Source organism: Pelobacter seleniigenes DSM 18267 (assembly GCF_000711225.1).
Classification (GTDB): Bacteria; Desulfobacterota; Desulfuromonadia; order Desulfuromonadales; family Geopsychrobacteraceae; genus Seleniibacterium; species Seleniibacterium seleniigenes.
In genome coordinates, this window is record NZ_JOMG01000002.1 from 1,569,651 (window position 1) to 1,582,789 (window position 13,139).

The window sequence follows — 13,139 nt, forward strand, 5'->3', positions numbered from 1 at the left end:
GGTGAATTCAACCTCAGTCTGATTCAGTTAGATCACGGGCAATAGCAGCAGCATAACTGAATTGGCCGCTGGCACCCGGCGTTAACAATACAAACGTGACCCAGCCGTAGCCTTTTGGTAAATTCTTTATATCTGTCTTGCTACGAGCTTTGCCGTGCTTCGATCAAGCAGGCTGAAAAGGCTGCCGGTTGCTGCTGCAGAGCTGGAACTATCAAACTAACGGAGTAATGAAAATGGCAAACTACGGTTTCTTGGGACTTGGAATCATGGGCCGGGCCATGGCCGAAAACTTGGTCAAGGCCGGTCATGAGGTAACGGTGTGGAATAGAAACGCGACTAAATGTGCGGAACTGGTGGCCCTGGGGGCAACTCAGGCCGACTGTCCGCGGGCGGTGGCAACCGCCTGTGATATTACCTTCGCTATGGTTTCCGACCCGACGGCCGCTGCGGAGATCTGTTTTGGCGAGCAGGGAGTGATTGGCGGAATCGGTGACAGTCGCGGTTATGTGGACATGTCTACTGTCGACGCGGAAACCTCCGCAAAAATCGCCCGGGCGGTTGCTGCAGCCGGGGGACGTTTTCTTGAAGCGCCGGTGTCCGGAACTAAAAAACCGGCCGAGGACGGCACCCTGATTATCCTCGCGGCCGGCGACCGCAGTCTCTATGATGAAGCCATGCCGGCCTTCGAGGTGATGGGGAAAATGGCCCCGTACCTGGGCGAGGTGGGGCAAGGCGCCAAGATGAAACTCGTAGTCAATATGATCATGGGGGGGATGCTGACCGCTTTCTGTGAAGGGATGGCGCTGGGTCAGAAAAGTGGCCTTGACGGCAACAAAATTCTTGAGGTGTTGGATGCTGGTGCCCTGGCTAACCCAATGTTCAAAGGGAAGGGGGCGATGCTGCTGAAAGAAGATTACAGTACCAATTTTCCCCTCAAGCATATGCAGAAAGATATGCGCCTGGCGGTTGCCTTGGGGGATGAACTCAGTCAGCCCCTGGCAACCGCGGCAACCGCCAACGAATCCTTCAAGCGGGCCCGGCAGGCCGGTTTTGCAGACGAGGATATTGTTGCGGTGTATAAAACCATCCACGGGGAAAAGTAAGCGACTGGCAATCCTCTCCGGTGAAGCCCGGTCTGGCAGGTTGTTGAACAAACAGCCTGCTGAGCCCATGGCCGGGTGTTCATACACAATGACGATTTGCTAACTTTTTGATTTTGTGGGCTGGGGAAAAGAACTTTTTTCCAATCTGCTTGAAAAAGTCCCGGGATGGGCTTTTGCAACAACCTGTTGCTGGTGTAATGTTCTCTTTGCCGGTCGGCCGTGCAGTGCCAAGCGCAATAACCGTTGCGGACAGGACCTGCGCAAAGGCCATTTTCCGGGACATTTTTCCAATCTTTCCACCTGTAACTTGTGAACGAGTAACCGCATGAAAAAACTATATATTGTCAAAGCCGGGACGACTTTTTCCTCGACGCTGCAACGATTTGGTGATTTTGATCAATGGACCAGAACCGCTTTGGGACCGACGACCTTGCCCATTGCCATCATTGATGTCGAAGATATGGCGGCCTTGCCGGCTGCCGAGGACTGTGCCGGGGTTACGGTGACCGGATCTCATGCCATGGTGACCGATAAACTGGAATGGAGTGTTAGGCTGGAAGATTGGATTGCCGGGCTGGTTGCTCGGCAGGTCCCTTTTTTCGGGATCTGTTATGGTCACCAACTCCTTGGCAGTGCTCTTGGCGGCGAGGTCGGCTATCATCCCCGGGGTAAGGAGATCGGTACCACTCTGATTCGCTGCCGGAAGGAAGCCGCCGAGGATCCATTGTTCAGTGCGCTACCGCGTGAATTCTGGGCTCATACCACCCATTCGCAGACGGTGTTGCAGTTGCCGCCACAAGCGATTGCGCTGGCGGAAAACGATTTTGAACCCCACCATGCTTTTCGGGTTGGCCCCTGTGCCTGGGGGGTGCAGTTTCATCCGGAGTATACGGGGGCGATCATGGGTGCCTATATTGAGGAGCAGGCTACCCAGCTGAGCGCAGCCGGACAGTCGGTCGAGACGCTTTTGGCGGCGGTCAGAGAGACCCCGGCGGCGGCCGAACTGTTTCGCCACTTTACCCGCTATGCAGCAGAGCGGCTGGCGGGCTGATTTGGTTGTTTTGAAGCCGCGGGATATGTACCGCGGCTACTGAAAGCAGCGGACTCAGGCCGCCTTGATGCTGGCCCAGGCGTTCTCGAAAATCTGCTCAGCCATTTCACACAGGGGCTGTTCCAGCTGGCCATTCAGGCGCAGTTCCACCGCCTGGAGAATAACTCCGCAGTAGGCGGCAGCACAGAGGGAATGATTGCCGGGGCGCAACTCTCCCGAAGCAATGCCGTTGTCGATGATCTTTTCCAGGCGATGAAACACCGCCGTATTGTAAAAGGACAACGCTCCCGGATAATAGCCCTGGCGAATGGACAGCAGATACTCCATCATTTCCGGGTCATCTTCGGTGATCTCGAAAATCAGTTCGGCAATGTCGGCCAGAATCTCGCGGGCGCAGCAGGTCTGCAGCGGCCGTTCATCGAATTTTTGAAAGAGCCGGTCGAGAAATTCTTTTGAAGCCTGCTGGTAAACGGCGGTGGCCAGTTTTTCCTTATTGCCGAAATGCAGGTAAATGGCTCCAACGCTGACCCCGGAGGCTTTGACGATATCCGGGATCGAAACGGCATGAAAGCCTTTTTCCAGAAAAAGTTTTCTCGCCGTGCGCAGGACCAGGTCCATCTTTCTGGTCGGGTTGATGTTTCTTTTTTTTATTTTTTGACTCATTTTCATATACCGTTTCTCAAAATGAAAGACTTCCCGGCGCTGTAGAGGTGGCCCGGTTCCGTAAAACCCACTGTTTTTGCGGAAAATGCCAACAAAACCCGAGTAGAACATTCTTTCTTTGCAAAATTTGGTCCAAAATAGCCGGAAGGATTGTCAATTGAGCAAGGTGGTCGGCGGTTTGAAAGGGTGGGACATGGCGGACTCAGCAGGCGGTTGAGAGGTTGTCTGCCGAGTCCACCAAGGGATGAGGGTATATTAAACCAGCGCCAGGAATTCCGGGTTAAGTCCCGCAAACGTCCCGGTTCTGGCGTTAAACGATTTCATCTTGAATTCTGTTATCAAAAACGCGCCGACTCTTTTTTTCCGAGCGCGGCAGCTGGCCGTAGCCGGTCAGTTCGATATCCGCGGACACCAGCAGCTGTTTCTTGATCTGGTGACCGATTTCATGCATCAACTCCGGCGAACGTTGCTCTGCGACCCCTTCCCCGCGTTCCACGAGTAGGCGCATGTGATCGCGTCCCGCTTCATCCCGGGTCAAATGAATCTGGTATTCCGAACCGATCCCGGGCACCGTCGAAAGGATGGTGTCGACACTGCTCGGATAGATATTAACCCCGCGGAACTTGATGGTGTCGTCGCTACGCCCTTTGATGCGTGAATGACGCGGGAGGATACTGCCGCAACTGCAGTTGCCGGGGATAATCCGGGTGATGTCATGGGTCCGGTAGCGGATCAGCGGCACCGCCTCTTTACACAGGGTGGTGACGACCATCTCCCCCCACTCCCCGTCCGGGACCGGCTGCAGCGTCTCCGGGTCAAGGACTTCCAGCAGGTAATAATCCCCCCAGTAGTGGATGCAGTCATGCTCGCTGCATTCGATGCCGGTGCCCGGGCCGTACAGCTCGGTGAGCCCGGTAATGTCGAACAGCTCGGCGCCGCCGAACAATTCGGAAATCTTTTTGCGCATGGAGCGGCTGGAGCGTTCCGAACCGTAGATGATTTTTTTGATCGCGATTTTGTCGGCAATGCCGCGCTTGTGAATCTCTTCGGCCATGAGCAGGGCCATGGATGCGGTTGAGCAGAACACCGTCGACTGGAAATCGAGCAAAAACTGAATCTGCATATCGATGTTCCCCGGGCCGATGGGAACGGCCAGGGCGCCAATCTTTTCACAGCCGAGCTGAAATCCCATCCCCGCGGTCCAGACGCCGTAACCGACGGCGACCTGAACCCGGTCCAGGGGGGTGACCCCGGCCATCTGATAGCAGCGGGCAAAGAAATCGGTCCAGTCGTCCAAATCCTTCTGGGTATAGCAGAGGACCTTGCGTTTGCCGGTGGTTCCGGACGAGGCATGGATGCGAACGATCTGCTCGTAAGGCACGGCGCGCAACGGAAACGGATAGCCGTCACGCAGATCATCGGCACAGGTAAACGGCAGCCGGCGCAGGTCGTCCAGGGACTGCACCGATTCCGGACTAACCCCGGCGGCCTCCAGTTTCTGTCGATAGACGGCAGAGCCTTCGTAAGCATGGCGTACCGTCCATTGCAGCCCTTTGAGCTGATGTTCTTTAAGTTCGTCGACAGAGGAAAAAGCGGGCATGAAATTCTGCTTGAGCATATCGGGTTTCTCCAAACGGATATTGGTCAGTCCGGCAGCACCCAGGCGGCTGGCAGCGGGGTTGGCTGCGCTGGCTGCACCCAGGAAGGTCGAACGGAGGATCGGATCATTGAGCAGGTGCGCACTCTGCCCCTGCTCGACAATTTTACCGTTGGCCAGCAGATAGGCCCGGTCAGAGGCGGACAGGGCTCGGGCCGCATTCTGCTCCACCAGCAGGATGGTGGTGCCGGCCCGTGCCAGTTGGCGCACGATGGCGAATATTTCGTCGGTAATCAGCGGCGCCAGACCCAGACTCGGTTCATCCAGCAGGAGCAGGTCCGGTTTGGCCATCAGCGCCCGGCCCATGGCGAGCATTTGCTGTTCGCCGCCGGAGAGAGTCCCGGCCGCTTGCTTTTGCCGTTCGGCCAATTTGGGAAAGCGCTGAAAGACTTCGGCGATGCGCTCGGCGGCCACGCTTTTGGATAGTTTCAGGGGGATCGCTCCAAGGCGCAGGTTTTCCAGCACATCGAGATGGCCGAAAACCTCCCGCCCTTCCGGTGACAGGGCCAGACCCATGCGGACCATCTTGGCCGGGCTGCTGCCGGTCACGTCTTTGCCGTTCAAGGTGATGCTCCCCCGGGTCGGCTTGACCAGTCCCATCAGGCATTTGAGCAAGGTGCTCTTGCCGGCTCCGTTGGCACCGACCAGGGCGATGGTTTCGCCCCTCGCAACTTCAAGGTCGACCCCGAAGAGCGCCTGGGCGGCACCGTAATGAGCGGTAAGATCGGATATTTTCAGCATGGTTGTCGGTTCTCGTTCGGTTTGCGGGCATGCCCCGTCAAGCAGGGCGGGCCGATGATCAGCGCTTCATTTAGGGCTGGCAAAGGTCCGGCCCGATTTGAACAGGCAGCTGCAGGTTAAGCGGTTGCTTCCAGCCGGCCCAGATAGGCTTCCAGAACCAGCGGGTTGCGCCGGACCTGGTCCGGCGTACCCGTGGCGATACAGCGACCGCTGTCAAGCACCACGACCTGGTCGGCGATCTCCATGACCAAGTCCATATCATGTTCCACCAGCAGCATGGTATGCCCTTTGCCGCGCAGCAGGCGTAACTGTTCGCCGACGGCCGCGGTTTCCTGGGCATTCAGGCCGGCGACCGGCTCATCCAGCAGCAGCAGGTGGGGATTGCCGACCGTGGCCCGCGCCAGCTCCAGACGTTTCTTGTCGCCGTAAGCCAGCACCCCGGCCGGCCAGTTGGCCTTGTCAGCCAGTTGAAAACGATCCAGCGCTTCCAGCGTCCGCAGTTTGAGGCGGCGTTCCCGGTGCCTTAAATAGGGCAGGCGCAACATGGCCATGAGCATGGAATGGCCGGCCTCACAGGTCAACCCGGCGAGGACATTATCGAGCACGCTCAGCCGGGGAAAGATTTTCAGGTTCTGGAAAGTCCGGCCGATCCCGGCCCGGCTGATGGCATGGGGTGGCATCCCTGCCAGTTCGAGATCGCGAAAGCGCAGCGAACCGTTGGTCGGGGCAAGCACCCCGGTAATGCAGTTGATCAGGGTGCTTTTCCCGGCGCCGTTGGGGCCGATCAGGGCCGTGAGCTGGCCGGTGCGGATCTCGAAGGAGACCTCGCTCAACGCGGGCAGGCCGCCGAAGGACTTGCTGACATTATTCAGCTTGAGCATGTTTGTGCCTCCGCAATGTCAGTCTGACCTTGACCATATCGATGATGCCGGTGACCAGCCCCTGAGGCAGGAACATCAGCACCAGAACCAGGATGCCCCCGTGGACCAGATCCTTGTAGTTATCGAACAGATCCATCCATTCAGGCAGCATGGTCATGACTGCGGCACCGAACAGCGACCCCCAGATCGAACCCATGCCGCCAACGACGACCATGATGGCAAAATCGGTGGCCGCAAAAATATCAAAGGAATCCGGGCTGATAAACGCATAGGTGTGGGCATAGAGGCTGCCGGCCAGCGAGGCCAGTACCGCAGAGAGGACGAATACCTTGACCTTGGTGGCGCGGGTGTCGACCCCCAGTGCCGCGGCTGCCGTCTCATCCCCGGCCAGGGCTGCCATGCCCCGGCCGACTCCGCTGCGCACCAGATTGAGGCAGAGCAGTAGACAGACCATGGCGACGGTCCAGATCAAATAGTGGAGGCGGACCTCGTCATCGAAGGCAAAGGACCCGATAGCTAGATAGGGGATGCCGTAGAAGCCGCTCGGCCCGCCGGTCACCCCGTCCCACTGGAGGAGGATAATATGGAAAACGAAGTTCAGGCCGAGGGTGGCCATGGCCAGATAGTGACCTGAAAGGCGTAGCGCCGGAATCCCGACCACCAGAGCGACCAGGGCTACCAGCCCCGCGACCAGCAGCATGGCCGGCCAGGGCGGCACCCCGAGGGTGACCGTGGCAATCGCCGAACCGTAGGCGCCGAGGCCGAAAAAAGCGGCATGGCCGAGGGAGATCTGCCCGGCATAACCGATGAACAGGTTCAGGCCGAGCACGACAATGGCGTTGATGGCGATGAGATTGGTCAGGCCCAGAGTATAGGGATTGTCTTCAACCAGCGGAAACAGCACCAGTGCCAGGGCCAGGCCGATAACGGTCAGCCCGGTTCGGTGCAGGTAGAGGAAATAGAAAAATTTCTGTTTGCCGGTCATGGTTGTTCCTGGTCTGGTTGGTTGTGCCAACGCTGCAATCTTTTTGCAGCGGCTTGTCAAAGGGGGCTGCCGGAACTGCTCAGCTGGTCAGCCCCTTCTGAAATGCCTGCAGGTTCTGCTCGACAAAGCGTTGCGGGGCCAGTTTGCGGATGGCCGCTGCGCATTCTTCCGCGCTGCAGAAGATTGCCTGCTCCCGGACCGCCCGGCCGAGCAGGATCAGGTTCAAGAGCACCGCATTGCCGAGCTCACGGGCCAGTTTGGCGGCGTCAAGGCGGATTCCTTCCCCGGTTTGCTCGGAGTTCAGGAGGATGGTGCCGGTGCTTTTCAGCAGGGTCCGGTGCACCGCCAGGTTGTCGTCCCAGAGCAGCAGCCCGAGGTCGCCCTGCCCGGTGCGGATCAGCGGGCTGGCGAAGTTGCCGACCTTGATGGTCGAGAGCACCGTGCCGCCGCGCTGGGCCATGCCGTGGGTCTCCGCGGTCAGTACCGGCAGCCCGCGGTCGACGGCGACCTGGGCGATCACCCGGGTCAGAAACAGGACCCCCTGACCGCCAATACCGCTGACGATGATCTGCTGTTTCATGATTTGCCCTCCTTGATAATGGCGTTGACCGGGCAGACCGGAATACAGCAGCCGCAACCGACGCAGCGATCCTGATCGACCAGGGCCAGTTTCCGCTCCGTATCCAGCGACAACGCCGGGCATTCAAAGGCGCCGACGCATTTGCCGCAGCCGATGCAGCTCTCGAGGATGCGGATGGTTGCCGTCTCCTGGCCCTTGCGCACAGCCGGGTCCATAAGGCAGCCATGGCGCGAGATGATAACGGCGACGCCCCCTTCCGGGCTGCGGATATAAGCGTCCGCCTGGTTGAGGAGCTGCTCGAAACGGTCGTTATCGTAAGGGTCGCAGCATTCGATGAAGTCGACGCCGCTCGCCTTGACCAGCGGTTCGATGGCGATGGCCCGGGTCGGCCGCCCTCCGGCCGCGATACCCATATGCGGAACCGGTTGTCCGCCGGTCATGGCCGTGGTGGCATTATCCAGAATGACAACGATCATGCGGGTTTGTTGAATGACCGCGTTGATCAGGGCCGGAATCCCGGAATGGAAGAAGGTCGAATCGCCGATACTGACGACAATGGTCGGAAAATCGGCGGTGTCCTGGCGGTAGGACTGGAAAAACCCCGCTCCTTGGCTGATGCAGGCCCCCATGCAGTGGACAGTGTTGACCGCACCGAGGTTCATGCCCAGGGTGTAGCAACCGATATCGGACGGAAAGATGCCTTTTGGGAAACATTTTTTGATACTGTAAAAGGCCGCCCGGTGCGGGCAGCCGGGGCACAGCGAGGGTCTCTGCCCGCGCCGTTCCAGGGGCTGCTCCGCCGGGGGCGGCAATTCCAGGAACGCGGCCAGGGCCGTATAGATGACATCGGGGCTGAGTTCGCCTTCGCGCGGCACCGCTCCGGTCTGTTTCCCGGCGGCGCCCGGATGGTCGAGCTGCAGTTCGATCACCGGGTAGGTTTCCTCAAGGATCAGGATGCGTTCATAGTCGGCTTCCAGCCGGGCTTTAAAGTCCGGGTTGAGAGGGTAGGGCATGACCACCTGGTACAGGTCAAGCCGCCCGGTCAGGCCCAGCTCTTCCAACAGGTCGACCAGGTGGGCGTAAGCGATCCCGCCCGCGACCAGTGCGGTGCGGCCATAGCTGCCGTCGCCGGCGGTCAAACGGGGCTGCCAGTCCGGTTCACAGGCGATTTTGGCCAGATTGTCATTAAGCTTACGGTGCAGAGCCGGTAAAAAGGCCGGGGTTGCCGCCCAGCGGGCCGGATCTTTTTTAAAATCAGCGTGGCGACGGAGTTCCCGCGGTTGGCCCAGGGCAACGTTCTGGCGCGAGTGGCAGATCCGCGTAGTCGGGCGCAGGACGATATTCATCTCATACTTTTCCGACAGCTCGAAGGCCGCGCTGATCAACTGCTTGGCTTCGGCCGGACTGGCCGGATCGATGACCGGCACCCGCCCCTGCAGGCAGAACAGTCGGGTGTCCTGCTCGTTCTGGGAGCTGTGCGGGCCAGGGTCGTCTGCGACCACGGTGAGCATTCCCCCCTTGACCCCCAGGTAGGCAGTGCGCATGAACGGGTCGGCGGCCACATTGAGGCCGACCTGCTTCATCATCGCGACTGAACGCTTACCGGTGTAGCTGGCCGCAAGGGCGACTTCAAAGGCAATTTTCTCGTTGACCGACCATTCGATATGAAGCGGTTCAACGGCCTGTTGCTGCCGGTCGATGACCGCCTGGAGGATTTCCGTCGAAGGCGTGCCCGGGTAGGCGGCGGCAACCTGGCAGCCGGCCTCGATCAGGCCGAGACCGATGGCTTCATTCCCCATTAACAGTTCGATCTGTTTCTCTTCATCCATAAAAATTATTCCTTACCGAGCAACCCGGTCGGTTTGACAAACAACACCAGGACCAGGACAACAAAAGCAACCACGTCTTTATAGGCGCTTGAAAAATAACCTGACGACAGGGATTCGAGCAGGCCCAGGCCGAGCCCGCCGAGCACGGCCCCGGGAAACGATCCGAAACCGCCGAGAATCGCTGCGGCAAAGCCTTTGAGACCGAGCAGGACGCCGACATCGTAACTCAGGGTGGTGATCGGGGTGACCAGCACCCCGGCCAGGCCACCGAGGGCTCCGGCAATGGCATAGCTGGTCAGGCGGACCCGCCCGGCGGGGATACCGACAATGGCCGCCGCCTTCGGATTGGAGGCTACGGCTCGCATCGACAGGCCCAGCGGGGTGCGGTAAAAGAACCAGGTCAGCAGGGCGATGGCGATGACCGTCAGCAGCAGAATCCAGAGCGCCTGCGGCAGTACGCTGGCACCGAAAATTTCCACCGGCACATCCGGGGTGAGGGGCGGCAGGGCCATGCGGTTTTTCCCCCAGACCAGCTTGATCACCCCGCGCAGGATGATCGACAGGCCGACGGTCAGAAAAACCAGCACCATGTGATTTTCGGAGCGCGCCGGACGAAGCCCGAAGCGCTCGATCAGCATGGCAATCAGGGCCACTCCGGCCACCGCCAGCAGCAACCCGGGAATCACCGGCAGGCCGATGCCGAACAGGGCCGAAAACATCAGCATGCCGCCCAGGGTGACAAAATCGACCTGAATAAAATTGAGAATCCCCATGGTGTTGTTGACCACGCAGAACCCCAGGGCAATCAGGGCGTAAATGGCGCCATTCGTCAGTCCGGAGAAGATGAATTGCAGAAAATCGGTCAAGTGGCGGCTCCGCTGCGGGCGGGGCATCCCCACCGAAAGCAAAACAGTTCAAAGGCGTCAGATTAGGTCACCAACGAACGCAGGTCAAGTCCTGAAAATCATTGCCTCCGGGCGTCCTGGTCGGGCGGGAGCGAACGGTCAGATCAACAGCATGCGGTCGGAGACAAAATCTTCGCCACGAACCCGGTAAAATTGTTCGAGCAGATCTTCCACCTGCATCGCCTGTTTGGCGGGGCCGCTGATATCCAGAATGATCCGGCCGCCATGCAGCATGATCAGGCGGTTGCCGAGTTGGAGGGCCTGGCGCATGTTGTGAGTCACCATCAGAGCGGTGATCTGCTGTTCGTCGATCAGCCGGCGGGTGAGTTCCAGCACCTGCTGGGCGGTTTTCGGATCCAGGGCCGCGGTGTGTTCGTCGAGCAGCAACACTTGCGGTTTGACCAGGGTCGCCATGAGCAGGGTCAGGGCTTGACGCTGGCCGCCGGAGAGCAAGCCGACGCGATCTTTGAGGCGATCTTCGAGACCCAGGCCGAGTTGGGCCAGTTGGCTGCGGAACAGGGCGCGGTCACTCTGGCGAACCCCTTTGCCGAGTCCGTGAGTGCCGCCGCGGCGGTTGGCCAGGGCCAGGTTCTGCTCAATGGCCAGCGGGCCGCAGGTGCCGAGCAGGGGATCCTGAAAGACCCGGCTGATCAGCAGGGCCCGGCGATGTTCGGGCCAGCGGGTGACGTCCTGACCGGCAATGCTGATCCGGCCGCTGTCAATGCTCTGGCTGCCGGCCAGGCAATTGAGCAGGGTGCTTTTGCCGGCACCGTTGGAACCGATCACGGTGATGAAGTCCCCCTCTTTGATGCTCAGGTTGAGAGCGCTCAGGGCCTTGACTTCATTGACGCTGTGGCGATGGAATATTTTGTCCAGCGCGGTAATCTCGATCATCGCCGCAGCACCTTTCTGCGCAGCCCGGGCAGGGTCAGGGCAAACACGACCAGCAGGGCGGTCAACAGGTTGAGGTCACTCGGGGTAAAGGAAAACCGCCCGAGCTTGAGGCTGAGGGCCAGGGCGATGGCCAGCCGGTAGGCCAGAGAGCCGAGCAGGGCTGCAAACAGGGCACGGCTGATGGTGCGGCGGCCGAACAGGGTCTCGCCGACAATGACCGAAGCCAGCCCGGCAACAATGGTGCCGACCCCCATATTGACATCCGCGGCACCCTGACTTTGACAGAGCAGTGCGCCGCTGACTGCGGCCAGGCCGTTGGAAAGGCCGACGGTCAGGATGATGATGCGGTCGGTATTGACTCCCTGGCTGGTGATCATTTGCGGGTTGGCACCGGTCGCCTGCATGGCCAGCCCGAAAGCGGTGTGCAGCAGCCAGAGCAGCACCAGCAGGGCCACACCGGACATGAGCCCGAACAGCAGGGGGGCGGCATTGAACATGCCGATTCCAGCGCTGGTCAGCGGATCGAGGATGGTGGGTTTGCCGAGCAGGGTCATGTTGGGACGGCCCATGATCCGCAAGTTCACGGAATACAGGGCGATCATGGTCAGGATGGAGGCGAGCAGATGAAGAATACCGAACTTGGTGTTCAGCACGCCGGTGACCATCCCGGCCACAAAGCCCGCCGCCAAAGCGAACAGCAGGGATAAAAACGGGTTGCAGCCGGCACTGATGGCCACGGCCGAAACCGCAGCGCCCAGGGGCAGGCTGCCGTCGACGGTCAAATCCGGGAAATCGAGAACCCGGAAGGTCAGATAGACACCGAGTACCAGGAACCCGTAGGCAAACCCCTGTTCAAGGGCTCCCATGAAAGCGAAATAGGTCATCAGCGTCGTCTATTGAATAATTTTGTCAGCCTTCTGCAACAGGGTCGGGGGGATCTTCAGACCCATTTTGGCAGCAGAACCGGGATTGAGATAGATCTGAAATTCGCGCAGGGTCTCCACCGGCATGTCGGCGGGGCGGGCGCCTTGCAGTATGCGGCTGACCATCTCGCCGGTCTGTCGACCCATCCGGTAGTAGTCAACGGCCAGGGCGGCCACGGCACCCCGTCCGACCGAGTCGGTATCCGCTGCAAAAATCGGTAATTTAGCCTGATAGCCGATCTGGGTGATGGCTTCAAAAGCTGAGACCACGGTGTTGTCGGTGGGGATATAGACCGCCTGGACTCGGCCGATCAGGCTTTTGGCCGCCTGAAAGACCCCGGCTGAATTGCTGACCGTGGCTTCTTCGACGCTGATCCCCTTTTTTGCGGCCTGCTCTTTGAGCACCCGCACCAGGGTCAGGGAGTTCGCCTCCCCGGAATTATAGATAACCCCGAGGCTGTGCAGCTCGGGCAGGAATTGCTGAATCAGCTCAAGCTGCCGGTCGATGGGGCTCATGTCCGTGGTCCCGGTGACATTGCCGCCGGGCTTGCCCAGGCTCTTGACCAGCCCGGCCCCGACCGGGTCGGTCACCGCGGCAAAGACGATGGGGATGGACCGGATCGCCTGGGCACAGGCTTGAGCCGTCGGCGTGGCGATGCCGACCACGACATCCGGCTGCTCGCCGAGGATCTGTTTGGCGATCAGGTTAGCAGTGGCGATATTGCCTTGGGCGATATGATCGTTGTAAACGACTGACAAACCTTGCGTGGCCAATTCGTCTTTAACACCCTGGCGCAGTGCGTCGAGGGCGGGATGCTCCACTATCTGGTTGAACGATACCGTATAGTCCGCCGCCAGTGCTCCGCCAGAGGCCAACAGGCTGACAACGAAATAGAACAGGAACGCCGAGATTCTTTTCATGAACCA

At 59.7% G+C, this 13,139-nt stretch carries 12 protein-coding genes; 2 read left to right on the top strand and 10 right to left on the bottom strand.

Going from position 1 to position 13,139, the window contains the following annotated elements:
- The first annotated feature begins 233 nt into the window (after positions 1–233).
- Complete coding sequence (locus N909_RS0109910; RefSeq protein WP_029914538.1) at positions 234–1,103, top strand: NAD(P)-dependent oxidoreductase; 870 nt, start codon at positions 234–236, stop codon at positions 1,101–1,103.
- 325 nt (positions 1,104–1,428) lie between these two features.
- Positions 1,429–2,154: a glutamine amidotransferase gene (locus N909_RS0109915; protein ID WP_029914539.1), complete on the top strand. Its 726-nt coding sequence runs from the start codon at positions 1,429–1,431 to the stop codon at positions 2,152–2,154.
- A 54-nt stretch (positions 2,155–2,208) separates the two neighbouring features.
- On the opposite strand, the gene N909_RS0109920 is transcribed toward N909_RS0109915, so the two are convergent.
- The 10 genes from N909_RS0109920 to N909_RS0109965 form a co-directional block, all read right to left on the bottom strand.
- Positions 2,209–2,817: a TetR/AcrR family transcriptional regulator gene (locus N909_RS0109920; protein ID WP_029914540.1), complete on the bottom strand. Its 609-nt coding sequence runs from the start codon at positions 2,815–2,817 to the stop codon at positions 2,209–2,211.
- A gap of 310 nt (positions 2,818–3,127) precedes the next feature.
- Positions 3,128–5,215, bottom strand: coding sequence for an ATP-binding cassette domain-containing protein (locus N909_RS25295; RefSeq protein ID WP_084167665.1), 2,088 nt, complete (start codon positions 5,213–5,215; stop codon positions 3,128–3,130).
- 116 nt (positions 5,216–5,331) lie between these two features.
- Complete coding sequence (locus N909_RS0109930; RefSeq protein ID WP_029914542.1) at positions 5,332–6,096, bottom strand: ABC transporter ATP-binding protein; 765 nt, start codon at positions 6,094–6,096, stop codon at positions 5,332–5,334.
- Positions 6,080–7,081, bottom strand: a complete 1,002-nt coding sequence (locus tag N909_RS0109935; RefSeq protein ID WP_036683063.1) for a branched-chain amino acid ABC transporter permease — start codon at positions 7,079–7,081, stop codon at positions 6,080–6,082. The genes N909_RS0109930 and N909_RS0109935 overlap by 17 nt, the downstream gene beginning before the upstream one ends.
- Positions 7,082–7,160: 79 nt before the next feature.
- The gene (locus N909_RS0109940; RefSeq protein WP_029914544.1) at positions 7,161–7,661 is read right to left on the bottom strand and encodes a 2-oxoacid:acceptor oxidoreductase family protein; all 501 of its coding nucleotides are present in this window, start codon (positions 7,659–7,661) and stop codon (positions 7,161–7,163) included.
- Complete coding sequence (locus tag N909_RS0109945) at positions 7,658–9,490, bottom strand: thiamine pyrophosphate-dependent enzyme (protein ID WP_029914545.1); 1,833 nt, start codon at positions 9,488–9,490, stop codon at positions 7,658–7,660. The genes N909_RS0109940 and N909_RS0109945 overlap by 4 nt, the downstream gene beginning before the upstream one ends.
- Positions 9,491–9,495: 5 nt before the next feature.
- A complete protein-coding gene (locus tag N909_RS0109950; protein ID WP_029914546.1) occupies positions 9,496–10,356 on the bottom strand; it encodes a branched-chain amino acid ABC transporter permease in 861 nt (286 codons plus the stop codon).
- Between the two features lie 138 nt (positions 10,357–10,494).
- Positions 10,495–11,289 carry an ABC transporter ATP-binding protein gene (locus N909_RS0109955; protein WP_029914547.1) on the bottom strand — a complete coding sequence of 265 codons (795 nt, stop codon included), beginning with the start codon at positions 11,287–11,289 and terminating at the stop codon, positions 10,495–10,497.
- Complete coding sequence (locus N909_RS0109960) at positions 11,286–12,173, bottom strand: ABC transporter permease (protein ID WP_029914548.1); 888 nt, start codon at positions 12,171–12,173, stop codon at positions 11,286–11,288. The genes N909_RS0109955 and N909_RS0109960 overlap by 4 nt, the downstream gene beginning before the upstream one ends.
- A 9-nt stretch (positions 12,174–12,182) precedes the next feature.
- The gene (locus N909_RS0109965) at positions 12,183–13,133 is read right to left on the bottom strand and encodes an ABC transporter substrate-binding protein (RefSeq protein WP_029914549.1); all 951 of its coding nucleotides are present in this window, start codon (positions 13,131–13,133) and stop codon (positions 12,183–12,185) included.
- Between the last annotated feature and the right edge of the window lie 6 nt (positions 13,134–13,139).

What these genes read in the sequence shown, in the direction of transcription:
- N909_RS0109910 (WP_029914538.1), top strand. Translation starts at nt 234, where the DNA reads ATGGCAAACTACGGTTTCTTGGGACTTGGAATCATGGGCCGGGCCATG.
- N909_RS0109920 (WP_029914540.1), bottom strand. Translation starts at nt 2,817, where the DNA reads ATGAGTCAAAAAATAAAAAAAAGAAACATCAACCCGACCAGAAAGATG.
- N909_RS0109955 (WP_029914547.1), bottom strand. Translation starts at nt 11,289, where the DNA reads ATGATCGAGATTACCGCGCTGGACAAAATATTCCATCGCCACAGCGTC.
- N909_RS25295 (WP_084167665.1), bottom strand. Translation starts at nt 5,215, where the DNA reads ATGCTGAAAATATCCGATCTTACCGCTCATTACGGTGCCGCCCAGGCG.
- N909_RS0109940 (WP_029914544.1), bottom strand. Translation starts at nt 7,661, where the DNA reads ATGAAACAGCAGATCATCGTCAGCGGTATTGGCGGTCAGGGGGTCCTG.
- N909_RS0109965 (WP_029914549.1), bottom strand. Translation starts at nt 13,133, where the DNA reads ATGAAAAGAATCTCGGCGTTCCTGTTCTATTTCGTTGTCAGCCTGTTG.
- N909_RS0109945 (WP_029914545.1), bottom strand. Translation starts at nt 9,490, where the DNA reads ATGGATGAAGAGAAACAGATCGAACTGTTAATGGGGAATGAAGCCATC.
- N909_RS0109915 (WP_029914539.1), top strand. Translation starts at nt 1,429, where the DNA reads ATGAAAAAACTATATATTGTCAAAGCCGGGACGACTTTTTCCTCGACG.
- N909_RS0109960 (WP_029914548.1), bottom strand. Translation starts at nt 12,173, where the DNA reads ATGACCTATTTCGCTTTCATGGGAGCCCTTGAACAGGGGTTTGCCTAC.
- N909_RS0109935 (WP_036683063.1), bottom strand. Translation starts at nt 7,081, where the DNA reads ATGACCGGCAAACAGAAATTTTTCTATTTCCTCTACCTGCACCGAACC.
- N909_RS0109930 (WP_029914542.1), bottom strand. Translation starts at nt 6,096, where the DNA reads ATGCTCAAGCTGAATAATGTCAGCAAGTCCTTCGGCGGCCTGCCCGCG.